Here is a 23561-nt window from a genome sequence, read left to right on the forward strand (position 1 = left end):
TCCGTGGGTTGCGACCCGTGATTATCGCAAAAAATGCCCCGGGGGCGCGCCGCCGGGGATTCTCGTCACTCTAACGGTTACCCCAGCACCAAGCCTCGGCGGTAGGCCAGCCGGGCCGGCACCCGCAGCGTGGCACGGGTGCCACCCTCGTCGATGCGTGCGAACACGAGGGTGCCGCCGATCTCCCGGGCCCGCTCGCGCATGCCGGCCATGCCCCAGCGCCCTTCGGGCACCGCCGCCTCGGTATCGCTCATGCCAACACCATCATCGGCCACCACGGCCAGAAGGGCCTGGCGTTCATAGCGCAGCGCCACGCACACCCGCTTTCCCTGCGAATGCCGGAACGCATTGGCGACGAGCTCCTGCACGATCGCGTGCACCTCATCCGCCACCGCCGGGCGAAGGGCGCGCGGCTGGCCCGTCACCTCCACGGAAACCGTCATGCCGTGCGGTCCACCGATCAACGCCGCCAACTTCTGCACGTCGGCGGGCAACGACTCCAGCGAATCATTGACCGAACGTAGCCCCATGATCTTCTCGCGACCCTGCGCCAGGGCGTCCTCGGCGATGTCCACCACCTTGGCGAATCGTTCGCGGGTTGCGCCTTCGGTGCGTTGGCCGGCCGCATGCGCGTGGAACAGCAGGGCCTGGAAGTGTTGCAGCAGCGAATCGTGGAGATCGCGAGCGATGCGCTCACGCTCTTCGAGGCGGGTCTGGTGAGCAGCAAAAACGCGCGCCATGTGCCGGCGATACACCACCCACAGCGCGGCGAGCAGGGCCAGTACGCACAGCACGCGGAACCACCAGGTCTGGTAGAACGCCGGCAGGATCCGGAAGGCCAGCGTCGTCGCCGCCACCGGCCACGTGCCATCGGCAGCGGAAGCCTGGATCCGGAACTGGTAGTGACCGGGGCCCAGGTTGGAGTAATGCACGCGCCGCTGCACGCCGGCATCCTGCCAGCCCTCATCAATGCCGCTGAGCTCGTAACGAAAGCGGGTTTTCGCGGGCGCGACCAAGGTGGGCGCGGTGAAGCCGATCTCGACGCTTCGCGTGCCTTCCTCGAGTGCCGCAGCGTTGCCGCCGGTGAAGCGAAGGTCCTGGCCGTTGAGGGTTTCAACAGCGACAGTCGGCGCGGGCGCTGCGGCGGCAATGTGTGCAGGGTCGATCCACGCCACGCTGCGCTCGCTCGCGAGCCACATGCGCCCGTCCGTGCCCTCCTCCAGCGGATCGAGCTGGATAGTGCCGGAGGTGCCACGCAAGCCATCGTCCTGATCGAACACCGTGTCGCTCACCACGTGACCGGGCGACGCGATGGCGGCGTCAATCTCCGCAGAGGGCAACAGGAACAAACCTCGCGTGGTCAGCAGCCACAGGTCGCCATTCGCGCGCTCCACCATGTCACCCGCACCCGCGTAGCGTTCGCCATGCGTGCCGGTGATGCGCTGGAAGTGTTCACCCCGCTTCAGCATGAGGCCATCGCCGCCACTCACCCACAAACCGCGCTTGCCCACGTAGAGACCATCCACGGCACCCACTTCCACGCCATCGGCGCCGCCGTAACGCTTCTCCTTCCCGCCGGCCAACATCACCAGCACGCTGCCCGGCCGGCCGATCCATGCACGGTCGGCCTCGACTACGAGCGAAAGCGCCGTCTTGGGAAACATGTTGGCCCAGTCGTGGCCATCCCAGCGCCAGATGGTGTTGCCCAGGTCCATCCAAAGGTCGCCAGCGGGTCCCGTCGCCATGCCATGGCAGGCCCTGCCCGGCGCTTCCGCCGTGCGCCCGTTCGTGCGCATGGGCGGCAGGGGAATGGCTTCGGTCACGCCACCGCGCAGGCGGTGCAGTGTCTGGTCCGCACTCATCCACACGCTGCCATCGGCGGCGCGGGCGAAGCAGTTCACGTGCGTGCCCAGTTCGGGATGCGGCTCGACGGCTGCGCCGGCGAGCAAGGGCGGCATCGTCGAGCGGCTCGCGATCCACAGCGTGCCGTTATCGCCGGCCACGATAGTGGGGTGGTACACCCCCTGCGGTAGCGGCACGGGCGTGAACCGCGTGGCCCTGAACTGTTCCAGGCCGCGCGAACTCGCCACCCATACATTGCCGTCGCGGTCGACGTAGTCGGCGGTGACATCCACATCCTCGCCATCGCCGAAGCGCACCCGCTCCGTGATCAGTTGGCGCGTGCCATCACGCGTCTCGGCGTGATAGCGCAGCAGGCCATCACTGGTCGGGATCCACAGGGCGCGGTACCGGTCGACGATCATGTCGGCGGTGGGCGTGGCACTGATGTGCACGGCATGCTCGGGCAAGTCGGCCATCGCGGCGATGCCCGCATCGGCGTCCACGCGCTCGAACACATCGGCGCCAGGACGCCGCCGGTAGGCGTCGTTGCCGCTGAACGCCCAGTACGAGCCATCCCAGCCGGTGCCATACAGGTTGAAATAGACGCCCCGGTCACCCTTGGCCGAGGTGACGTTCACCGGCTTGAACTGTTTGCCGGTGAGCTCGACGAGACCACCCGCCGTGCCCAGCCATACGCCACCATGGGGGCCGTTGCTGAGCGACATGCTGGTGACCAGGGCGTGCCCCGTCTCCACATCAGCCACGACGCCGTGATTGATCCTGACGACGCGGCCACGCAGCGTGCCGACCCAAAGCGCGCCCTCGCGGTCGCCAAAGACGGTGGTGATCAGGTCGGCGCCCAGCGCCTTTTCGAACATGCGCTCGAAGCGCACGCCATCGAACCGGTAGAGGCCATTGGCGCCACCGACCCACAGGTAGCCATCGCGATCCTGGGTGATCGCGTAGATGCCTTGTGGGGCCCCATCGCGCATGGTGAACAGGGTGCGTTGCAGTTGCTCCACCGCAAGGAACGCGGGCATTTGCGAGGGCGCTGCCTGGGTGGCACTGGGCGCCTGGGCCACGCTCACGCTCGGGCCGGCCGCCGCCAGGGCCGCCAGCGCGGCGCCAAACAGATGTCTATATGCACTCACGCAGAGTGCGCGCCGCGCCTGCCCGAGCAGCGTAAAAAGCATGGTGGATGTCTCGCCCGCGGTGGTGGTAAAGCAGCGCCGGCCCCTTCGTGCCGGTCGCCCAACCCGGACTGTAACATTCGCACGTCCGCTGCGCGGCCCTGCCCTACGTCACTGGCGCCGCCCGCCGCGGCTTGAGCTGACGCTGCGCGAAATACGCCTCCAGCGACTCCACCTTGCCCTCGGCATCCGCGACCGCCACCCACGTATCCGGTCGCAGCAGGTAGGCCGCACCCTCGGCCAGCCCCGCCTTGGCGTACGAAGGCTCCCACGCAAAATCCCGCAAGGCCACGCCCCGGTGCAGGCACCAGGCGCGCAGCTCGGGCCGGGGCGTGCCGTACACGTGCACCTGCCAACCGATGCTCGGCAGCGGTTCGAAGTTATCGCCGCCGGCGGTACGCACCCATGGCAGGCGATCGCCGCCTTTCACCTCGCCGGCTTCGCCTTCGCTCAGGGCGCTGTCGTAGTAGACCAGCGAAGTTTGCGAGATCAGCCGGAACATCGCCTCGCGGGCGGCCTCCACCTTGAAGGCCACGCTGGCGATGTGCGGGAAGATGTTCACCCGGAGGAAATCGGCAACGGTGCCGCCCGAGGTCATCATGGAGAACGCACGGTCGGTGCTTTTCACCAGCGTATGCGCGAAGCCGCGGCGCTCCTTGTCGAAGGTGTCGAGCAAGGCATCCGGCGCCTCATCGCGCAACACGGCCGCCAGCTTCCAGGCCAGGTTGATCGCATCGAGGATGCCAGTGTTCATGCCCTGCCCGCCCGCCGGGCTGTGCACGTGGCCGGCATCGCCCAGGATCAGCACGCGATCGCGACGGAAGGTATCGGCCACGCGGTGGTGCACACGGTAACTGGAAAACCAGGTCACTTCATCGACGGTGACATCGAGCCGCTTGATCGCGTCCTGGTGGATATCCGCGAAGGTGAGTTCTTCGGCACGTTCCGCACGCGCATCATCGATCGAACCGATCAGGCGCGAGCGGCCTTCCGTGCCGTACGGAAGTACCAGCACGAAATCGCCATGCTCAATCGATACGTGGCCCTCCTCGGGGCGTTGCAGCCCACTGAGCTTCACGTCCGCCACGTAGAACACCGAGCGATACGTGCCACCCTCGAAGCCGAGTTTCAGCTGCTCGCGCACGGTGGAACGTGCTCCATCACACGCGGCGAGGTAGCGACTGGTGAAGGTCTCCTCGCCGCCATCCGCGCGCCGGATGCGTGATGTCACCGCATCATCATTCTGATCGAACGAGAGCAACTCGGTGCCTCGCTCGATCGTCGCCCCCATGGCCGCCAGCCGGTCACCGAGCGTGCGCTCATGGTGGTCCTGCGGGTAGACCAGCGGGTACGGATACGGGGAAATGTCTTTACCGGCATCGCCGAAGATCAGCCGCGCGGCCGGCTTGCCGCGCGTCCACATGTTGATCGCGGCCATGTGGTGCCCCTGGGCGATCAACGTGTCGGCCAGGTCGAGCTGCCGGTACAGCTCGAGCGTACGGGCCTGGACCACCATGGCCCGCGAGGTATCGCCCGGCCCCGCCTTCTTGTCGATGATGCGGACCTTGATGCCCTGGGCGGTAAGCCAGAGGGCGAGGACCAGTCCAGTGGGGCCGGCACCTACGATCAGTACGTCGTTCATGCTGGGGCACCTCGGTCGGCGACGTTGGGATTTCGCCGAATGTGCGCCGAAACACGGGGCGTGTCGAGCGCCCCGGGCTCGCGCGCAAGCGCGCTCCTACAGGGTGGATTCGAGATTGCTAAGGATGGTTTGCCAGCCTTGGGTGCTGGGTTTGAGCCACTGTTCCTGCACTTCATGGGTGAGGGTCAGGTTGCAGCCACCAGGTACGGCCGCGATGTGGATCTGGACGTGTACCGAACCGGGGTCATACATCGGCACAGCGAAGCTGAAGGCAAGGTCGTGGGGCGGATCGATGCGCTCGTAGATGCCGGTGTGCAGCACGTTCACATTTTCGCGGCGTTCAACGATGCGGTAGCTGCCACCAACCTGCGGATGAAGTGCCACCTCGACCATCTCGCCATCGGGCGTCGCAAAGAGCCACTGGCCGACCGTATCCTGGTCAAGCCACGCGTCGAATACGCGCTCCGCCGGGTACGGAAAGTAGTGCGTGACGGTGACGCGGGCCATGGCGGGATCCTGGGCACGGAACGGCGCTCGTACCGTCGCCGATTTTTGCTTACGAAACAATCGCCATGGCCTGCAATTGTGCTGGCAGGGGCCGCCAACGGCTGCTGGCGGCAAGTGCGACCCCATAAGTAGTTCTACGAAGCGCGTCTCACCTGATTTTCGCTTGTCGCACCCCGCCGCTCTTCTGATGCTGGCAGCCACTCCGAAACGGATGGACTCGCGACCATGTCCGCCTCCAAGACTGCCAAGGCCTCCAAACCCAATATCCTCATCATCTGGGGCGATGACATAGGCATCGCCAACCTGAGCTGCTACTCCGGCGGCCTGATGGGCTACGAGACACCGAACATCGACCGGCTGGCGACCGAGGGCCTGCGCTTCCTGCACTACTACGGCGAGCAATCGTGTACGGCGGGCCGCGCGGCGTTCCTTACCGGCCAGCACGGCATCCGCACCGGCCTCACCAAGGTCGGCTTCCCCGGCGCACCGATGGGCATGAGCCAGGAAGATCCCTCGATCGGCGGCCTATTGAAGAACCTGGGCTATGCCACGGGCCAGTTCGGCAAGAACCACGTCGGCGACCGCAATGAAACCCTGCCCACGGTGAACGGCTTCGACGAGTTCCTGGGCAACCTGTACCACCTGAATGCGGAAGAAGAGCCGGAGCTACCGGATTACCCGAAGGATCCCGCGTACATCAAGGCGTACGGTCCGCGCGGCGTGCTCCACTGCAAGGCGACCAGCAAGGATGACAAGACCGAGGATCCGCGTTTCGGTGTCGTCGGCAAGCAGACCATCAAGGATACGGGCCCGCTGACGAAGAAGCGGATGGAAACGATCGATGATGAGACCTCGAAGGCCGCCATCGATTTCATCACCCGCTGCCATAAGGCGGGCGAACCGTTCTTCTGCTGGTTCAATGCCACGCGCATGCACCTGCGCACGCACGTACGCAAGGCGCACCGCGGCCGCTACACCTACGGGGATAGCGAGTACATCGATGGCATGATCGAGCACGACGAGACCGTGGGCTCATTGCTGGATGCGCTGGATAAGCTGGGCATCGCCGACAACACACTGGTCTGCTACAGCACCGACAACGGCCCGCACATGAATACCTGGCCCGATGGCGCCATGACCTGGTTCCGTTCGGAAAAGAACACCAACTGGGAAGGTGCTTTCCGGGTCCCGTGCCTTGTCCGCTGGCCAGGCCACATCGCCGCCGGCTCCAGCACCAACGAACTCATGTCACATAACGACTGGGTACCCACCTTGTGCAGCATCGCGGGCGAACCGCAGATCGTGAGCAAGCTCAAGGACGGCTACACCGCCAATGGCAAAGGCTACAAGGTGCACCTCGATGGCTTCGACCAGTCGGCATTCCTCACCTCGGTAAAGGGAACCGCCACGAAGAACAATGGCGTGCATAGCGCACGCACGGAGTTCATGTACACCGACGACGATGGCACCCTCGTCGCCATGCGCCAGGGCGAATACAAATACGTGTTCGCCGAACAGCGCTGCCCGGGCACCATGCAGGTGTGGGCCGAGCCGTTCACCACGTTGCGGCTGCAGAAGATCTTCAACCTCATGCAGGATCCGTTCGAACGCGCGGACATCACCTCCAACACGTTCTGGGACTGGAATATCAACCACGTGGGCAGCGCCTACGGGATGATGCAGAAGGTGTTCGCCTTCACGGCGACGTTTAAGACCTTTCCGCCTCGCGCCTTCGCACCCAGCTTCAACCCCGCCAACGTGCTGGAAGGTGAACTGCACGGGATCAAGGCGCTGCGGGAGATCAAGGCCTACCGCGAGCGGCAGATTGTTGCGCCAGAGACGGCGGAGACGGGTGAGCCGCCATCGGTGGCGCGGGGGAAGAAGAAGTCGTAGCGGTCAGGGGGAGGGCGGTCACACGCGCTTGCGCCGCGCGAGCCACCAACCCATCGCCGCCCCCGCAAGCAGCCAGCCGAAGGCTTGTTCGATCAGGTAGCCAAACGTGAAAGCCGCCGGAAAGCGGTACCAGTTCCAGAACGGCACGCTGAGCGTCAACCACGTAAAAATACCAAAGCCCAGGCCGAACATCAGGCCGCGACTGAAATTGGGGCCCGCACGGACCAGCACGAGCACGATGATGAGCGCGGCCAGCGTATCGCTCAGCCACTGGTGGAACAGGTTGTGGCCCATAGCCATGGGGTTCCGACCCTGCGGCTGGTACACGATGAAGGCGTAGGGATTGGCTTCCGTCTTGGCGACGTACGCCTGGATGGCTTTATCGTCGTTACGCATCGCCATGTCGAAGTGCGGGATCACGTATATCCCGGCCTGTTGTGGCAGGGCCGTGCGCATCGTATCGAGCAGGCGGTTTTCATCCGCCGGTGCACGCATGGACATCTCGCCCAACGGCAGCACCATGTGCGCGAAGGCGCCCCAGAGAAACATGATCAGACCACCGATAATGGTCGCGACAGCTAGGCGCATGACGACTCTCCTGTGGCTGGTGGCCCGAGGGTACGTCGGCCAGCGCGGCATGGACATCGGCCATTTGGCGGGGGTGGCCAGCCCCGACGCCGGCACTCTGCGGGGAGCGCTTACTCCCCCCGCGCGGCAGCCCTGGCCGCCCGCAAGGCCGTCAGCTTCTCGCGCAGCTTCAGTTCCAACCCCCGATCGACCGGCTCGTAGAAGGTGGTTCCTGCGAGCGCATCAGGCAGGCACACCTGATCCAGGGCGACACCACCCTCGGCATCGTGGTCGTACTGGTAACCCGTGCCGTAGCCCAGGCCCTTCATCAGCTTGGTCGGCGCGTTGCGCAGGTGCATGGGCACCTCCAGCGTGCCCATCTCCTTCACCACGGCCCTGGCCTTGTTGTAAGCCATGTACGCCGCATTGCTCTTCGGCGCGATCGCCAGCCAGATCGCCAGCTGGGCCAGGCCGAGCTCACCCTCGGGGCTGCCAAGGCGCTCGTACGTGTCCCAGGCATCCAGTGCCATGCGCCACGCGCGCGGCTCGGCCAGGCCCACATCTTCCACGGCCATGCGCGTCATCCGTCGCGCAAGGTACAGCGGATCGCAACCGCCATCGAGCATGCGGGTGAGCCAGTAAACGGCCGCATCCGGGTCCGAGGAGCGCACGGATTTATGCAGGGCGGAGATCTGGTCGTAGAACTGCTCCCCACTCTTGTCGAAGCGCCGCGTGCGGTCTGCGAGCACCTGCTCCAACGTGGCATCGTCGATGCGGCCACCCTCGGCCAGCTCACTGGCGATTTCCAGCAGGGTGAGTGCGCGGCGCACATCGCCGTCGGCAGCGGAGGCGATCAACTTCAGTGTGGCATCATCCACCGCCAGCTGCAGCTCGCCGAGGCCCCGCTCGTTATCGTCGAGCGCGCGGCGCAGCGCAGCCACGATGTCGTCCGGGCTGACGGCATCCAGCACGTGCACGCGGCAGCGTGACAGCAGCGCCGAATTCAGTTCGAACGACGGGTTCTCGGTGGTCGCGCCGACGAAAATGATGACGCCGCGCTCGATATACGGAAGGAAGGCATCCTGCTGCGCCTTGTTGAAACGGTGCACCTCATCCACGAACAGCACGGTGCGGCGGCCCTGGGCAAAGTTACCCTCGGCCTCCGCCAGCGCCTTGCGCACATCCGGCAGGCCGCTCATCACGGCGGAAATCGCCCGGAAATCGGCATCGGCGTAACGCGCCACGAGCAAGGCGATGGTGGTCTTGCCGCAACCAGGCGGCCCCCACAGGATCATGGAGTGCACGCGGCCCGCCTCCAGCGCCCTGCGCAACGGCTTGCCTTCGCCTGCTACGCGCACCTGGCCCACGATTTCATCCAGGCTGCGCGGGCGCATGCGCTCGGCCAGGGGCTTCAGGGCTTCGGGTTCGGCGAACAGGCCGGGGGAGGAATAAGACGGCATGCCGCCATTATCGCGCGATTTGGCCAGGGGCGTTGTCTAGGGCGGGGGCTGTTTGCGTAGCAGCGTGGCAGCCATACCGGCGACGAGGGCCGCACCCAGCAGCAACACGATCCACAGCAGCGGCCGGGTCCAGTCGAACCGTGTAGCGGTGGCCAGCGCCTTTTCACCGGCCAGCGGCTGGGCGTCGCCCAGCGTGACGGGATCGGGGCGCCATGCGGGGCCGTTACGCGTACGCAAGGCCGCCATCGCATCCACCACCGGCCACGCGGCGCGGCGCGCCGACGCGCTACCCACCTGCAATCGGTACGGCGGCGTCCCCTCGGGCAGGAACACGAAGCGATCGGGGCGCCAGCCGACACTCAGGCTGGGCGCGCTACGCAGCGATGTCGCCGAATGCAGGCGAATGTGGTCGCGCCGCAGGGGCTGCACGTTGAGCGGCCGCTGGTCGTCCTGCCCCGGCGTCACCACGATGGTGCCGAGGTTATCGCCACTTACCGTGCCAGTAACGGAAATCACTTCCAGCCGCGCTACGCTGTCGCCCTGCCCCAGCGCCACGCGAATGCCACTCACCGGCAACGCTGCGGGCAGCGTGTAGTCGTAGCTCACGCCACCACCACTCGTATCCGTGCCGGTATTTGCAACCTCCAGCCACTGCCGCTTCGCTTCGTCGCGCGCGGCCGCATCGATCACACTGCCGGACAGCGTGACCTTGGCACCGGCTGCCCACGGGGCATCATCGCTGCTGGTACGAACACGGTAGTAGCGCGCAGCCCGGCCATCCAGCTTCACCACGCGGGCATCCACGGCACCGTCGCCATGGCCCAGGGTCACGATGGATGCATCGGCGGCGCGCGGCTGCCAATCCTGCAGGTTGCTGCTGGCATCGATATCCACGCTGAGCTTCACATCGCCCTGCGTTAGCGGAAATTCCAGGCGCTCGGCGGCGATCGCCGTGCGCGCATCGAACAACCACTCGTGCACGTGCCCCGAGGCGGGAGCGGCACCCGGCTCGATCAGGATGTCGCCATTCGTGCTGCGGCGGATGCTCGGCCCGGCGACGCCATCGCTGCCATTGGGTACCGGCAAGAGCGGTGCATCCAGGGTCATCGGGTGCGAGGTAGGTGCAGCCGGCTCGTAGCGGTCCATCGCCACTTCCCGGCCCTTGGCATCGACAACCACCACATCGGCCAGGCCCGCATCGGGCTGGGCCCAGCGGTAGGCGTCCTTCGGCAGTTCCACGAGGTAGGCGCTCGCCCCCGCCGGGACCTGGATAGGCCAGCCATACGCGAACTGGGGCTCATCGCCGGCGCGGGCGGGCGATAAGACGGCGCCGAGCGCCGCCACGTAAATCACGAACAAGCCAATACGTCCATCACGGCGCATGACTGGATTCCGGTGCATGTTCTGTTGCCTGCCTTGGCGGTGCGGGTGCGAGGTAACCGATGACCGTGCAAAGCAGGCCATAGGCAATAAACGAAGCGATACCGAAGAGGTTGCCGAGGTGCCCGCGATCGATCAGCAGCAGTTTGGCCAGCACGATGGCCATGCACGCGGCACCCGCCATCCATAGCAACCGCTGCCCCCGCTTCGACCCCAGCACCCACGCGACCACGCCTGTGACGCTCCACACCACCGTAAGCCACAATTCGGCCAAACTGGAGGCAGGCATGTGCTCATCCCAGGGCACGCCGCCCAGGTGATGCACGGCGCGCAGGGTCATGCTGGTGGCGATGATGAAGAAGGCTACGGCGAGAACGGCCGGGCGAATGCTGCGCAGACCCGGTGGCGTTTCGGCATCCCACAGCGCCCGGGCCAACAGACCGAACACGGCGATGAGCACGAGCTCCACAGGATTGAGTAGCGGAATGAACGGCAGCGGCGCCGGGTTACCGGCGACGGTGAGCGCGAAGGCGCCGATCAGCAGGCTCAGGGCCAGCCCACCGATACCCACCACGCGCCGTATGCCCTGCGCATGCATCGAAAGCGGCGGGGTGATGGCGCGCGGCCACCACAAGGCCAGCTTGGTGACCAACAACGTGGGCGCGGCGTAGGCAAGTAACTGCCAGCCATCGCCGATGGCCGGTCGGAAACCCAGCGCCACCTGCGTCGCGGCGAACACCCATGCCAGCCAGCGAGCCCACCACAGCGATTGCGCCGTGATCGCCGCGAGCGCATGCGTGGCGACAGCCCGCAGCGAGAACCAGCCAGTGACCGCCGCAACCACCACCGCCGCCAGCGGCCAGCCGCCGAACACCTGGATGCCGTACGTGTTGGCGTAAGGGCCCATGGCCGCAGTGACAGCCAGGCTGAGCGGCACGGACCACGCCAGCATCAGCCCCAGATCCAGCTTGCGTACGCGTGCGATGCCGATCGCCAGGCCAAGCCCCGTCACGGCGAGCAACGCCATCCATGCAGCCCAGCGTGCGGCATCCAGCTGCACGAAGATATCGATCTCAGCGCTGAAGCCGAGCAGCCACCAAGCCACACTCCACAGCAGCAGCCACACGCGCACCAGGCTACCGATACCTTTGGAAGTACTGTGCCGGTCGTACTGCCACAGGCAGGCCACGCCACCCGCGGTCATGAGCATGGCGCTCAGGAAATAGGCGTTGAGGAACGGCGTCTTCAGGTAGTGCGTATTGAACAGATCGGCAAAGCCCCAGGAAAACGCGGCAAACACCTGCAGGGAAAGACCCATCCAGCGCGGCAGGCGGCGTTGCTGGCGGAAGCCGAGCCACACGAGCCCCGCGCCTTCGAGCGCGAAAATGCACGCCGTCACACTGGCACTGAGCGCAAGTGGCACCGCAATCGTCGCAAACGCCACGGCGAGCACTGCCCAAGTCTCGCGCAGCACACGCATGTCCTCGCGCTGACGAATGGCAAAGGCGATGGCCACGTACAACGCGGCGGCCACGAGCGCCGACATCGCCAGCGGCATCGGGTGCCAATCCAGCAGCGCGCCTTGCAACAACAAGCTGATGATGGGCGTGCCGAACATCAGGCTGCCATCGAGGATGGCGCGATCATGGCGCGGCGAACGCAGCACGTGCAGCCATGGCACCGCCACGTACAGGAGGAAGAACAGGATGAGGAACGGTTCGGTGCTGTTGAACAGCTCGGGCCGGTAGCCCAGCACACCCCAGGCGGTGCCGACACCAAACGTCCCGACAAAGCCAAGCACATTGAGGATGCGCCAGGCCTTCTTCCAGGCGATGCCGAAGATGCCCAGGTTCAGCACGGCGTAGTACGAGAACAACGCCACGTGGTTGCCCTGCCCGCTCGACGCAATGATCGGCGCGGCAAAACCGGCGATCAGCCCGAGTACGGCCAGCGCCAGCGAATCCTGCAGCACCGCCAGGATGCCCATGCAGCCCACGAACACCACCAGCAACACGAACGTCGGCAGCGGATCGAGCAAGCCGTACAGGCGATACGCGGCGAACACCGTCATCACCAGCACGCCCAGCGCACCGCCCTGCAGCGAAAGAGCGAACGAGCGACGCGCATCGCGCTGCATCCAGCCGAAGACCACGCCCGCGATGGCGGCCAGCGCCACGATGCTCAGGCGAACCGAGATCGGGACATGCAGCAGGCCCTGGTCGGCGGCGTACTTCAGGAACGCCGCCACACCGGCGAACAGCACCAGCATGCCCACCTTCACCGGCACGTTGCCTTCGGTGAACCAGCGCTTGGCCGTATCGATCAAGCGTTCGATCGCCGAGGGACCAGCCGGTGCGGCGGGTGCCGCGCCCGGCGGCCGGGAGAACGCATCGGCGGTCGACGTCGCGGATGCGGACGCCGATGCGGACGACGCAGCAGCGCGGGCAGCGGCTGGCATGGGCGGCGGAATGGCGGGCGACAGGGTAGCCGGCGAACCCGACGGAACGGTATCCGCAGACTGAGCCGGGGATGCCGCTGACGCTTGGCCAGGCCTTGCAAAAGGCCGCCCCATCTCGGCTGGCGACACGCCTTCGGGCAGATCTTCAGGCCAAAGTGCAGGCGCAGGGACAGGGGTAGCCGACGACACGGGAACGGTCGGCCGAGCCGACGCACCGCCTACCTGCGCGCGCAGCTCATCGAGCTCACGCCGGGTCTGCGATAAACGCGCCCATAAAAGGCCAATGGCAAAACCGGCAGCGGCACCGGCAAATCCCTGGCCGATGACCCCACCCAACACCGCGCCCACGATCGCCCAAACGACGTACATGCCCTCGCCTACCCCCAACAGTCCTCTGTCGTGGGTAAAGCATGGCAGAAATCATGACGGTTTCGATAACGCCGCTGTTAAGCCGCCGGTGCGCGACGGTTAATGGACGGGCTGGGTCTGCAGGACGGGGGCGTCGCCGATCACATCCGCGCCCTTGGGCGGCACGAAGTTGAAGGTTTCGGCGGGGATAGCCGTGTTCTTCTGCCAACCGGTGAACAGGATGCGGGTGGTGTTGCCCAGCTGGTCCTTGAACTCCATGCGGGCCAGGCCCGTGGCGTCGAACCCCAGGTCAGCGTAATCGAATGCCGGGTCCTTCGCCGTGGAAGCAAGGCGCAGCCACTGCATGCCATCGTGCTCGCCCTGCTCGGTGACCTTGAAGAAGCCCTTGTCGAGCTGCGACAGATCTGTAAGCACCGTGAGCGGGCTCTGCGCTTCTTCGGTGCTTTGCTTGCGCACCGTCACCTGCTCCAGGTCCGGATCGTAAAGCCAGACGCGGCTGCCATCGGCCACGATGGTCTGCTTCGACGGCGCCAGCACCTCCCAACGGAACTGGCGCGGCGCTTCAAGGGCCACGGTTCCCGTAGTGGTCTTGCCCGGACCGCCATTCACGTCAAACAGCGTCTGGCTGAAACGGCCAGTCAGCGAGTGCAAGCCCTTCGCGAAGGCATCCAGGCGCTCGCGCGCGGGACCGGCGGCGAAGGCAGGCAGGCTGAGCAGCGAAAGCGTGGCGGCAAGCAGGAGACGTTTCATGGGGTGGGATCCTGAGGGTGCAGGCGTGTGACGAGGGGTGGCGCGTGACTGCGGGTGAGGCTACATCGCTGACGCTTAACGCTTGGCGTTTTACCGATCTGTCTCGAACAGCGACTTGAGCATATCGATGGCCTCGGTCGGCGAGATCTCGCCGGCCTCCATCTTTTCGCTGATTTCGGCGATGGCCGCGCCATCGCGGTGCCAGTACGGCGCGTTGCGGGTGGCGACGTGGGCCGGACGGGCTTCCTGGCCCAGCACCACGATTTCGGCCAGCTCGCCCTGCTCGGCGAAAATGACTTCCAGGGCGTCGTCCACCTCGGCCGTATGCCCGGCGGGGTATTCGCGCACGATGGTGCACACGGCGCCATCGGCCGCGCGCAGTTCCAGGCCGGGAATCGACGGGTTCAATTCGAACACCGTCTCGACCTCATCCAGCACCTCGCGGGTGGGTGCCAGGTCGCCAGTGACAAGCAGGCTCCAGGGGCGCTGGCGCAGCGCACCCGGCTTCAGGGCGTTCATCAGGGTTAATCCTTCGGGGGCGGCGGTGCCAGCACTTCGCGGTTGCCGTTGTGCTGCGGGGCGCTGACGATGCCATCCTGTTCCATCTGCTCCACCAGGCGCGCGGCACGGTTGTAGCCGATGCGCAGGTGGCGCTGGACGCCGGAGATGGAAGCGCGGCGCGTCTCGGTCACCACGCGCACGGCGCGGTCGTACAGCGCGTTATCGCTGTCGCCATCGCCGTCGGCTTCCTGCGGCAGGCCGGCATCGTTGATGATCTTGCCGTCGGCCGTGCTCTGCACTTCCTCGAGCACGCCTTCGATGTAATTGGGCGCGCCCTGCGCACGCAGCCACTCGACCACGTTATGCACCTCGTGGTCATCCACGAAGGCGCCGTGCACACGCTCGGGCTGGGCCGTACCAGGCGGCAGGTACAGCATGTCACCGTGGCCCAGCAGCGCCTCGGCGCCACTCTGGTCAAGGATGGTGCGCGAGTCGATCTTGGACGACACCTGGAAGGCGATACGCGTGGGGATGTTCGCCTTGATCAAGCCGGTGATGACATCCACCGACGGACGCTGCGTGGCAAGGATAAGGTGCACGCCAGCCGCGCGCGCTTTCTGCGCCAGGCGGGCGATGAGTTCTTCGACCTTCTTGCCGACGATCATCATCATGTCGGCGAATTCGTCGATGATGATGACGATATGCGGCAGCGGCTCGAGCGGCTGTGGCCCCACGGAAGGCATGTCGGGGTTGGCGCGGAACAGCGGATCCAGCAGCGGCTGGCCCGACGATTCCGCGTCCTTCACCTTCTTGTTGAAGCCGCCGAGGTTACGCACGCCCACCGCGGCCATGAGCTTGTAGCGGCGCTCCATCTCGGCCACGCACCAGCGCAGCGCGTTGGCGGCTTCCTTCATATCGGTGACGACCGGCGCCAGCAGGTGCGGGATGCCCTCGTACACCGAGAGTTCCAGCATCTTCGGATCGATCATGATCATGCGCACGTCCTTCGCGCTGCTCTTGTAGAGCAGGCTGAGGACCATGGCATTCACCGCCACCGACTTACCCGAACCGGTGGTGCCGGCCACGAGCAGGTGGGGCATCTTGGCCAGATCGGCCACGACGGCCTTGCCACCAATATCCTTGCCCAGGGCCAGCGCCAGCGGCGACTTCACCTGGTCGTAGCGCTCGGATTTGAGGATCTCCGAGAGGTACACGATCTGCTTCTTGGTGTTGGGGATTTCCAGGCCGATCACGTTCTTGCCGGGAATCACATCCACCACGCGCACGCTGACCACGGAAAGGCCGCGCGCGATGTCCTTGTCGAGGCTGGACACCTGGCTACCACGCACGCCGGCGGCCGGTTCCAGTTCGAAACGGGTAATGACGGGGCCTGGGTACACGCCGGCCACGCGGGCTTCCACGCGGAAATCGCGCAGCTTCAGCTCCACCTGGCGCGAGAGCACCTCGAGCGTTTCTTCCGAATAGCCCGGACCTTGCGGCGGGGCTTCATCGAGCAGCGACAGCGGCGGTACTTCGCCATCCATCGAGGCGCCGGTGAACAGCGGAATCTGGTTTTCGCGGACGGCGCGATCGCTCTTCACCACCATGGGGGTGGGCGTCTCGATGCGCACGGGCTCGCGCTTCGCCTGCTTCACCGCCTCGGCTTTCTTTACCACCTCGCGCTCGGCGCGGGCGGAGCGGGCGGCCATCACCTCGGGGGCCTGGCGCACCTTGCCGCCGAACCAGCCGCCCATCTTCATGACCAGCTCGCCGGTGGCATCCATCAGCTTGAACCACGACAGGCCGGTGGCCAGCGTGATCGCGATAAGGCACACCGCCAGCAGGAGCAGCGGCGCGCCCTTGTCGCCAAACGCATTGTGCAGCCCGTGGCCCACCCACTTGCCCACGATGCCACCCGGGCCTTCCGGCAACACGGGCGAATCGACGTTCAGGTAGATGAGGGCCGGGGCCGTGATGAAAAAGAACACGAAGCCGATCAGCCGCAGGGAAGGCTCCCAGGGCTGGACGTTGCGCTCGCCACGGTGGCGAATGACCTGGATGCCCAGGGCAAGCAGGAGCAGCGGGAAGAAGTAGGAAACGAGGCCGAAAATGTACCGGAGCAGGTTGGCGATGTTCGCGCCCACCGCGCCACCGAAATTGGTGGCGTGCTCGGCCACGCCCATGTGGCCCCAGCTGGGATCCTGGTCGTTGTAGCTGAGCAGGCATACCAGCAGGTACAGGGCGAGCGGGAGCAACAGCAGTGCTCCCGCCTCACGGAGCCGGCGCTTGAGCTCATCGCTCAAGCCCGGCCTTTCGACCTTGGGCTGGGCCCGGGCCTGTTTCTTAACTACCTTCGCGCTGCGCGCCACTTAGCAAACCACTCCGGCTTCGGTCCGGGGCATCATGCCATGCCCTGAAGCGCCGGGTGCACCAGCTTGCCGCCTTCGATATTGATACCGGCGGCCAGCGGGGCGTAGTCGCGCCACTCGTTACCGGCGGCCAGGCGCTGCACGTACGGCAGGATGGCGGCCGAGATGGCGGTGGACGAGGTCTGCGGCACGGCGCCCGGCATGTTGGTCACGCAGAAGTGCGTGATGCCGTGCACGTCGTAGGTCGGCTCCTTCCAGGTGGTCGGGCGCGAGGTTTCGAAGCAGCCGCCCTGGTCGATCGAGATATCGACGAGGACCGAGCCCTTCTCCATGGTCTTGACCATGGCTTCGGTCACGACGCGCGGGGCCTTGGCGGACGGGATCAGCACGGCGCCGACGACGATATCGGCATTGCGCACTTCTTCGGCCACCGACGACTCGTAGGCGTACAGGGCGGTGACGTTGGGGCCCAGGGCCATCATTTCGGCCATGCGGTCCGGGCGCTTGTCGAACACCACCACGTTGGCACCGGCCTGGGCGGCCAGGGCAGCGGCGTTACCACCGGCGGCGCCGGCGCCCAGCACCACGACCTTGCCGCGCGGCGTGGAAGCCATGCCGCCCAACAGCTTGCCCTTGCCACCGTTCGGCTGGTGCAGGAGCGTGGTGCCGATCTGGGTGGCGATGCGGCCGGCGATGACCGACATGGGCAGCAGGAGCGGCAGCGCGCCGTCCTCGTCCACCGACTCGAAGGCGACGCCGGTCAGGCCGATATCCAGCAGGCTCCTGGTGAGCGCCGGCTCGGCGGCCAGGTGCAGGTAGCAGAACAGCAGGTGGTGCTTCTTGAGCAGCTTGAGATCGCCCTCGATCGGCTCCTTGACCTTGACGATCAGCTCGCCCTTTTCATAAACGGCGGCGGCATCGGGCACCACGGTGACGCCCAGGGCCGAATAATCGCTATCGGCGTAGCCACTCTTGGTGCCGGCGCCGGACTGGATGAACACCTCGTGGCCGCGGCGGACCAGGTCGGCGGCGGCGGCGGGGATGAGGGCCACGCGGCCTTCAAGGGTCTTGGTTTCGGAGGGGATACCAATGCGCATCTTAAGGAAGATCCTGAAAGTACAGAATTAAGCCCCCATGTGGGGACATGGGCAGCCACCGGCAAAGCGGAATGTCTTGAATCGCACCCCCGTCTTCCCCATTCTTCCGGGTCGACGCAATCTCGCGGAACCTCGACACGGCTTCAGCTTCCTGCCGCAAGAGGCGAGCGGTACGACTGAAACAGCCGCAGCAAACCTGAAGGATTATACATGAGCACCCCCAAGCACAGCCGACTGCTTATCCTCGGCTCCGGTCCCGCCGGCTACACGGCCGCCGTCTACGCGGCGCGCGCCAACCTGAAGCCGATGATGGTCACCGGCCTGCAGCAGGGTGGCCAGCTGATGACCACCACCGAGGTGGATAACTGGCCGGGTGACGAAAAGGGCGTCCAGGGCCCGGAGCTCATGCGCCGCATGGCCGAGCACGCCGAGCGCTTTGAAACCGAGATGGTGTTCGACCACATCCACAACGTGGACCTGGCCAACCGCCCGTTTCGCCTGAAGGGCGATGGCGGCGAGTACACCTGCGATGCGCTGATCATCACCACCGGCGCCACGGCCAAGTACCTGGGCATTGCCTCGGAAGAGAAGTTCAAGGGCCGCGGCGTCTCCGCCTGCGCCACCTGCGATGGCTTCTTCTTCCGTGAGCAGGATGTGGTCGTCGTCGGCGGCGGCAACACCGCCGTGGAAGAAGCCCTGTACCTCTCCAACATCGCCCGCAAGGTGTACCTGGTGCACCGCCGCGACAAGCTGCGCGCCGAGAAGATCCAGCAGGACAAGGTGTTCGAGAAGGCCGCCGCCGGCAAGATCGAGCTGATCTGGAACAGCCAGGTCGATGAAGTGCTGGGCGACGACTCGGGCGTGAACGGTGTGCGCGTGAAGGACGTGAACACCGGCGCCAAGCGCGACCTCGAGGTGCAGGGCTTCTTCGTGGCGATCGGCCACACCCCGAACACCGGCATCTTCGATGGCCAGCTCGACATGAAGGATGGCTATATCCAGATCCAGTCGGGCCTGGAAGGCATGGCCACCGCCACCTCCGTACCGGGCGTGTTCGCCGCAGGCGACGTGGCCGACCACGTGTACCGCCAGGCGATCACCTCGGCCGGCTTTGGCTGCATGGCCGCGCTGGATGCCGAGCGCTGGCTCGATATGAACCACAAGCTCGACTAAGGGAACCCCCGGCCCCGCGCGCGCCGCCGCGCGGGGCTGCCCCACCCATGAACGACATCCGCTTCCTGCAGGGCCTGCGCGATGTCCCCGCCGCCGACTGGGACGCGCTCATTCCCGATGGCAACCCCTTCGTATCCCATGCATTCCTGCACGGGATGGAGGCGAAAGGCTGCCTGCGCGAGGACTACGGCTGGGCGCCCTACCACCTCGCCATCTTCGATAACGGCCGGCTCGTCGCCGCCGCACCCACCTACCTGAAGGGCAACTCGCATGGCGAGTTCGTCTTCGACTGGAGCTGGGCCGCCGCGTGGGAACGTGCCGGCGGGCAGTACTACCCGAAGATGCTGGTGGCCTCGCCCTACTCGCCCGTACCCGGGCCGCGCCTGCTGGTGCGCGAAGGTCCGCTGGCCGATGTGTACCGCAACCAGCTGACGGCTGTGCTGGTCGACGAAGCCGAACGGCTGGGCCTGTCGTCCATCCACGCCAATTTCCTTGCGCCGGCCGATCTGCACGCGTTTGACGACCGCTGGCTGGAACGATCCGACTACCAGTTCCACTGGCACAACCGTGGTTATGGGTCGTTCGACGATTTCCTGGCCGCGCTGACCGCCAAGAAGCGGAAGAACATCCGTCAGGAACGCGCGAAGGCGCACGCCTCGGGCCTCACCCTGGAGATGCGCGGCGGTGATGAACTCACCGACATGGAATGGCGGCAGATCCATGGGCTGTACGAGCTCACCTTCGACCTGAAAGGCAACCACGCCGCGCTCACCGCCCGCTTCTTCCAGTACCTGGGCCGCGAGCTGGGTGCGAATGTGCAGGTGGCGATGGCCCGCGATGAGCACGAGATCGTCGCCATGGCGCTGTTCCTGCGCGGCGGCGGTGCACTCTACGGCCGTTACTGGGGCGCCAGCGTCGAGGTCTCAGGGCTGCACTTCGAACTGTGCTACTACCGGGGCATCGACTACGCGATCCGCGAAGGCCTGACACGCTTCGAGCCCGGCGCCCAGGGCGAGCACAAGCTGGCTCGCGGCTTCCTGCCCACGCTCACCCATTCGCGCCACTTCATCGCCCACGACGGCTTCCGCCGCGCCGTGGCCGAGGCCCTTGAACACGAGGCCGAACACCGCGAGGCTTACCGCGCCGAACTGCTCACCCATTCGCCGTACGCGGACCGATGATTCGCCTGCCCCAGCTCCACCCTGCCCGCCCGGGCCAGTTCCCCGACCCGGAACAGGCGCTGGAGGATCCCAATGGCCTGCTTGCGTGGGGCGGCGATCTTTCGGCCGAGCGATTGCTTTCGGCGTACGCCCAGGGCGTGTTCCCCTGGTTCAACGAAGACGAGCCGATCCTGTGGTGGTCGCCCAACCCGCGCTGCGTGTTTCGTACCGATGGCGTGCACATCAGCCGCAGCCTGAAGAAGCAGCTGGCGAGAACAAACTGGCGGCTCACAGCCGATACGTCATTCGCGCGCGTGATGCGCGCCTGCGCCGAACCGCGTGATGGCCAGCCAGGTACGTGGATCAGCGACGAGATGATCGTGGCGTACCAGGAGTTGCACCGGCTGGGCCACGCACACAGCGTCGAAGTGTGGGACCGCGGCTCACTGGTCGGCGGCATTTACGGCGTGGCGATCGGCCGGCTGTTCTGCGGCGAATCGATGTTCAGCGCGCGCACCGGCGGCTCGAAAGTGGCACTCGCCGGCCTGTGCCAGATGTTGCATGGCTGGGGCTTTCCGCTACTCGATGCACAGGTAACGAACCCGCACCTGGTCAGCATGGGCGCCATCGAAGTTCCCCGCAAACAGTTCGTCGCCCAGGCCCGCCGCCTCGCAGCGATGCCAGGCATGCCCGGCAGCTGGATCAAAGCCCAGGTACCCATGCCAACAACATCTCGCCCGATCGACGACCTGTAGGAGCCCACCCTGTGGGCGACGCCGTTCGCGCCAACGTCACAGGGCGTGCTGCTCTATCGCGAAAGATGTCGCCCACAGGGTGGGCTCCTACCGCGCGCGGTGACCGCTCATTTCCGCGCCAGCGTTCTTCGGTAACAGCGCACTCACCGGTGCCGCCAGCAGTGAGATGAAGGTCACCACCAGGAACGCCACCGAGAAATCGGGCAGTGCCGCGTGCTCGCGGCCGCCCCACACCACCGAAACGTGCAGCGCGGCAGCGGCTACGCAAATGCCCAGCGACAGCATCAGCTGCTGGAACGTGGTGTAGAAACTCGTTGCACTGGAGAAGCGCTCACTCGGCACATCCGCATACGCCACGGTGTTGTACGCGCTGAACTGCAAGGACTGGAAGAAGCCCGAGAACAGCAGCACCACGTAGATGATCCACAACGGCCAATCGGGCCGGAACGCTGCGCACAGCGCCACGCACAACATCGAGAACACGCCGTTCCACACCAGCGTCGCGCGGAAGCCCCAGCGGCGCAGCACGGGTGCGGCGGTGGCCTTCATCAACATGGCACCCAGTGCCGATACGAACGTGATGACGCCGCTGTGTGCGGCAGAAAGGCCAAAGCCCAGCTGCATCATCAGTGGCAGCAGGAAGGGCACGGCGCCGGCGGTGATGCGCGTGAGCGACCCGGCAATCACCGACAGCCGGAACGTCGTGAAGCGCATAAGCGACATGTCGAGGATGGGGTTCGCGATGCGCCGCGAATACAGCAGGTACCCCGCGCCCGCGACCATGCCCGCCATGATCAACCCGGTTGAACCGTAGAGCGAGGACGAACCGCGGCTCGCCAGCTCCAGCCCGAACACCAGGCAGGAGAGCGAAATACCCGACAGCACGAAGCCAATCCGATCGAACGGCACGCGCTCGGTAAGGCGCACATCGGGGATGTACTTCGTAGCAAGCCAGATGCCGATGACGCCGATGGGCACGTTGATATAGAAGATCCAGCGCCACGACACCCACGTGACAATGAAGCCGCCCAGCGGCGGCCCGACAACCGGGCCGATCAGCGCCGGCACCAGCAGCCACGACATGGCGCTGACCAGTTCGGATTTGGGTACCGAGCGCAGCAGCACCAGGCGGCCCACCGGCACCATCATGGCGCCGCCGATACCCTGCAGCAGGCGGGACAAAACCAGCAACGGGAGGTTCGATGCAACGCCGCACAGGATCGAGCCAACGGTAAACAGCGCGATGGCCGCGCGGAACACGTTGCGCGAGCCGTAGCGATCGGCAATGGCACCGCTGGCGGGAATGAACACGGCCAGGCTGAGCATGTACGAGGTGAGCGCCACGCTCATATGCAGCGGCGATACATCAAACGAGGTGGCCATGGCCGGCAGCGCGGTGGCCAGGATGGTGCCGTCCAACTGCTCCATGAACATCGCGCTGGCGATGATCAGGGCAACGGTGCGAAAGCCAGGTGCGGTGCTCATCCGGGGACGCGCGGCGGGGGAAGCGGCATTTTAGCAGAGCCGCCCCACGCCCGCTGGCTTCTAAACACTTGTTCATGCCCAGAGAGCGGATCGATGAAGCGCAGTTCACGGGCCAGCAGGCAAAGCGGCTCGATGAACCCCGGCGCCTCATCACGTAGCGCCGGGTAGAACACGTCGCCTTCGATCGGCGCACCCAGCGCGGCCATGTGGACGCGCAGCTGGTGCTTGCGGCCGGTGACCGGCGTGAGCCGGTAGAGCCACTGCGCCTCGCCTCGCGCGATCACATCGATGAGCGTGCGTGCGTTCGGCTCGCCCGCCACCTCCTGCATGCGGAAGAAGGGATCGCCTCGCTCCAGCCGGCTCTCATGCACATAGGGGAACGTGAGTCCCGGCAGCGGCGCGGCGAGCGCCTCGTAGGTCTTCTCAATACGGCGCTCGCGGAACAGCCGGGTGTATGCATCGCGACTGGAGGGCCGGGCGGAGAACACCACCAGCCCCGCCGTCGCGCGGTCCAGCCGGTGCAATGCCACGAGATCGGGGTTGCCGAGACGGCGGGCCAGGCGGACCGATAGGGTTTCTTCCACGTACGCGCCCGCGGGCATGACCGGGAGGAAGTGGGGCTTGTCGGCGACGACCAGATCGTCGTCGACGTGGACGAGGGTTTCCTCGAACGGAATGCGCGGCTCGGCCTCGACTTCCCGACGGTAGAAAACAGCCATGCCAGGGCGGAACGGCGCCTGCGGAGCCAATGGCGTCTCGCCATCGTCGACCAGGCCCCTGGCCATGCGGCTGGTCCATTCCGCGGTACTGACCGTCGGGAAGCGTTCCGACAGGTAGGCCAGCACGGTGGGCCATGGGCCGGCCGGGAGGGTGATGCGGCTTTTGGGGAGTTCGGACATGCGTGGGATTGTGCCCTGAGGCGAGTACCCATCGCGCGCAAGCGCGCTCCTGCAGCGGCACACG

At 66.0% G+C, this 23561-nt stretch carries 17 protein-coding genes; 4 read left to right on the top strand and 13 right to left on the bottom strand.

The genetic code is table 11. The features are described 5' to 3' along the window. Positions 1 to 77: 77 nt before the first annotated feature. The 3 genes from L2Y97_RS13465 to L2Y97_RS13475 all read right to left on the bottom strand — a co-directional run bounded on the left by L2Y97_RS13465 (position 78) and on the right by L2Y97_RS13475 (position 5181). Positions 78 to 3035: a sensor histidine kinase gene (locus tag L2Y97_RS13465; RefSeq protein ID WP_247427363.1), complete on the bottom strand. Its 2958-nt coding sequence runs from the start codon at positions 3033 to 3035 to the stop codon at positions 78 to 80. A gap of 103 nt (positions 3036 to 3138) precedes the next feature. After that, entirely contained in the window at positions 3139 to 4674 is a 1536-nt protein-coding gene (locus L2Y97_RS13470; protein ID WP_247427366.1) for an FAD-dependent monooxygenase, read from the bottom strand. Positions 4675 to 4770: 96 nt separating this feature from the next. Beyond that, entirely contained in the window at positions 4771 to 5181 is a 411-nt protein-coding gene (locus L2Y97_RS13475) for an SRPBCC family protein (protein ID WP_247427367.1), read from the bottom strand. 225 nt (positions 5182 to 5406) lie between these two features. Here L2Y97_RS13475 and L2Y97_RS13480 point away from each other — a divergent pair, with 225 nt between their 5' ends. Beyond that, positions 5407 to 7074: an arylsulfatase gene (locus L2Y97_RS13480; RefSeq protein ID WP_247427369.1), complete on the top strand. Its 1668-nt coding sequence runs from the start codon at positions 5407 to 5409 to the stop codon at positions 7072 to 7074. An 18-nt stretch (positions 7075 to 7092) separates the two neighbouring features. Here L2Y97_RS13480 and L2Y97_RS13485 read toward each other — a convergent pair whose 3' ends face one another. The 8 genes from L2Y97_RS13485 to L2Y97_RS13520 form a co-directional block, all read right to left on the bottom strand. Then, entirely contained in the window at positions 7093 to 7662 is a 570-nt protein-coding gene (locus L2Y97_RS13485; RefSeq protein ID WP_247427371.1) for a hypothetical protein, read from the bottom strand. Between the two features lie 110 nt (positions 7663 to 7772). Next, on the bottom strand, positions 7773 to 9101 hold the full coding sequence (locus L2Y97_RS13490) for a replication-associated recombination protein A (RefSeq protein ID WP_247427372.1): 1329 nt from the start codon (positions 9099 to 9101) through the stop codon (positions 7773 to 7775). A 36-nt stretch (positions 9102 to 9137) separates the two neighbouring features. After that, a complete protein-coding gene (locus L2Y97_RS13495) occupies positions 9138 to 10484 on the bottom strand; it encodes a DUF3999 family protein (RefSeq protein WP_247427374.1) in 1347 nt (448 codons plus the stop codon). Then, complete coding sequence (locus L2Y97_RS13500; protein WP_247427376.1) at positions 10474 to 13308, bottom strand: DUF2339 domain-containing protein; 2835 nt, start codon at positions 13306 to 13308, stop codon at positions 10474 to 10476. The genes L2Y97_RS13495 and L2Y97_RS13500 overlap by 11 nt, the downstream gene beginning before the upstream one ends. 99 nt (positions 13309 to 13407) lie before the next feature. After that, positions 13408 to 14058: an outer membrane lipoprotein periplasmic chaperone LolA gene (gene lolA / locus L2Y97_RS13505; protein ID WP_247427377.1), complete on the bottom strand. Its 651-nt coding sequence runs from the start codon at positions 14056 to 14058 to the stop codon at positions 13408 to 13410. A 90-nt stretch (positions 14059 to 14148) separates the two neighbouring features. Next, positions 14149 to 14577, bottom strand: coding sequence for a hypothetical protein (locus L2Y97_RS13510; protein ID WP_247427379.1), 429 nt, complete (start codon positions 14575 to 14577; stop codon positions 14149 to 14151). Positions 14578 to 14582: 5 nt separating this feature from the next. Beyond that, on the bottom strand, positions 14583 to 16928 hold the full coding sequence (locus L2Y97_RS13515) for a DNA translocase FtsK (RefSeq protein WP_425492763.1): 2346 nt from the start codon (positions 16926 to 16928) through the stop codon (positions 14583 to 14585). Between the two features lie 32 nt (positions 16929 to 16960). Further along, positions 16961 to 18025 (bottom strand): alanine dehydrogenase, encoded by a 1065-nt coding sequence (locus L2Y97_RS13520; RefSeq protein WP_247427384.1) that lies wholly within the window; start codon positions 18023 to 18025, stop codon positions 16961 to 16963. Positions 18026 to 18235: 210 nt separating this feature from the next. On the opposite strand from L2Y97_RS13520, the gene trxB reads away from it, so the two are divergent. The 3 genes from trxB to aat are packed head-to-tail and all read left to right on the top strand — an operon-like array spanning position 18236 to position 21113. After that, entirely contained in the window at positions 18236 to 19198 is a 963-nt protein-coding gene (trxB, locus tag L2Y97_RS13525) for a thioredoxin-disulfide reductase (protein WP_247427387.1), read from the top strand. A 47-nt stretch (positions 19199 to 19245) separates the two neighbouring features. Then, positions 19246 to 20379: a GNAT family N-acetyltransferase gene (locus tag L2Y97_RS13530; RefSeq protein ID WP_247427389.1), complete on the top strand. Its 1134-nt coding sequence runs from the start codon at positions 19246 to 19248 to the stop codon at positions 20377 to 20379. Further along, the gene (aat, locus tag L2Y97_RS13535) at positions 20376 to 21113 is read left to right on the top strand and encodes a leucyl/phenylalanyl-tRNA--protein transferase (protein WP_247427391.1); all 738 of its coding nucleotides are present in this window, start codon (positions 20376 to 20378) and stop codon (positions 21111 to 21113) included. Before L2Y97_RS13530 ends, aat begins: the two co-directional genes overlap by 4 nt. A gap of 87 nt (positions 21114 to 21200) precedes the next feature. Here the strand turns inward: aat and L2Y97_RS13540 are convergent, their stop codons facing one another. Together L2Y97_RS13540 and L2Y97_RS13545 are read right to left on the bottom strand one after the other, a co-directional pair. Then, positions 21201 to 22598, bottom strand: coding sequence for an MFS transporter (locus L2Y97_RS13540; protein ID WP_247427394.1), 1398 nt, complete (start codon positions 22596 to 22598; stop codon positions 21201 to 21203). Then, positions 22595 to 23497, bottom strand: coding sequence for a pseudouridine synthase (locus tag L2Y97_RS13545; protein WP_247427397.1), 903 nt, complete (start codon positions 23495 to 23497; stop codon positions 22595 to 22597). The genes L2Y97_RS13540 and L2Y97_RS13545 overlap by 4 nt, the downstream gene beginning before the upstream one ends. Positions 23498 to 23561: the final 64 nt, after the last annotated feature.

It is taken from the genome of Luteibacter aegosomatissinici (assembly GCF_023078495.1).
Taxonomy (GTDB): Bacteria; Pseudomonadota; Gammaproteobacteria; order Xanthomonadales; family Rhodanobacteraceae; genus Luteibacter; species Luteibacter aegosomatissinici.

Excerpts from the sequence above, each read along its gene's own strand:
- L2Y97_RS13540 (WP_247427394.1), bottom strand. The coding sequence starts at position 22,598 with ATGAGCACCGCACCTGGCTTTCGCACCGTTGCCCTGATCATCGCCAGC.
- aat (WP_247427391.1), top strand. The coding sequence starts at position 20,376 with ATGATTCGCCTGCCCCAGCTCCACCCTGCCCGCCCGGGCCAGTTCCCC.
- L2Y97_RS13485 (WP_247427371.1), bottom strand. The coding sequence starts at position 7,662 with ATGCGCCTAGCTGTCGCGACCATTATCGGTGGTCTGATCATGTTTCTC.
- L2Y97_RS13480 (WP_247427369.1), top strand. The coding sequence starts at position 5,407 with ATGTCCGCCTCCAAGACTGCCAAGGCCTCCAAACCCAATATCCTCATC.
- L2Y97_RS13495 (WP_247427374.1), bottom strand. The coding sequence starts at position 10,484 with ATGCGCCGTGATGGACGTATTGGCTTGTTCGTGATTTACGTGGCGGCG.
- L2Y97_RS13465 (WP_247427363.1), bottom strand. The coding sequence starts at position 3,035 with ATGCTTTTTACGCTGCTCGGGCAGGCGCGGCGCGCACTCTGCGTGAGT.
- L2Y97_RS13500 (WP_247427376.1), bottom strand. The coding sequence starts at position 13,308 with ATGTACGTCGTTTGGGCGATCGTGGGCGCGGTGTTGGGTGGGGTCATC.
- L2Y97_RS13470 (WP_247427366.1), bottom strand. The coding sequence starts at position 4,674 with ATGAACGACGTACTGATCGTAGGTGCCGGCCCCACTGGACTGGTCCTC.
- trxB (WP_247427387.1), top strand. The coding sequence starts at position 18,236 with ATGAGCACCCCCAAGCACAGCCGACTGCTTATCCTCGGCTCCGGTCCC.
- L2Y97_RS13475 (WP_247427367.1), bottom strand. The coding sequence starts at position 5,181 with ATGGCCCGCGTCACCGTCACGCACTACTTTCCGTACCCGGCGGAGCGC.
- L2Y97_RS13490 (WP_247427372.1), bottom strand. The coding sequence starts at position 9,101 with ATGCCGTCTTATTCCTCCCCCGGCCTGTTCGCCGAACCCGAAGCCCTG.
- lolA (WP_247427377.1), bottom strand. The coding sequence starts at position 14,058 with ATGAAACGTCTCCTGCTTGCCGCCACGCTTTCGCTGCTCAGCCTGCCT.
- L2Y97_RS13520 (WP_247427384.1), bottom strand. The coding sequence starts at position 18,025 with ATGCGCATTGGTATCCCCTCCGAAACCAAGACCCTTGAAGGCCGCGTG.
- L2Y97_RS13545 (WP_247427397.1), bottom strand. The coding sequence starts at position 23,497 with ATGTCCGAACTCCCCAAAAGCCGCATCACCCTCCCGGCCGGCCCATGG.
- L2Y97_RS13530 (WP_247427389.1), top strand. The coding sequence starts at position 19,246 with ATGAACGACATCCGCTTCCTGCAGGGCCTGCGCGATGTCCCCGCCGCC.
- L2Y97_RS13510 (WP_247427379.1), bottom strand. The coding sequence starts at position 14,577 with ATGAACGCCCTGAAGCCGGGTGCGCTGCGCCAGCGCCCCTGGAGCCTG.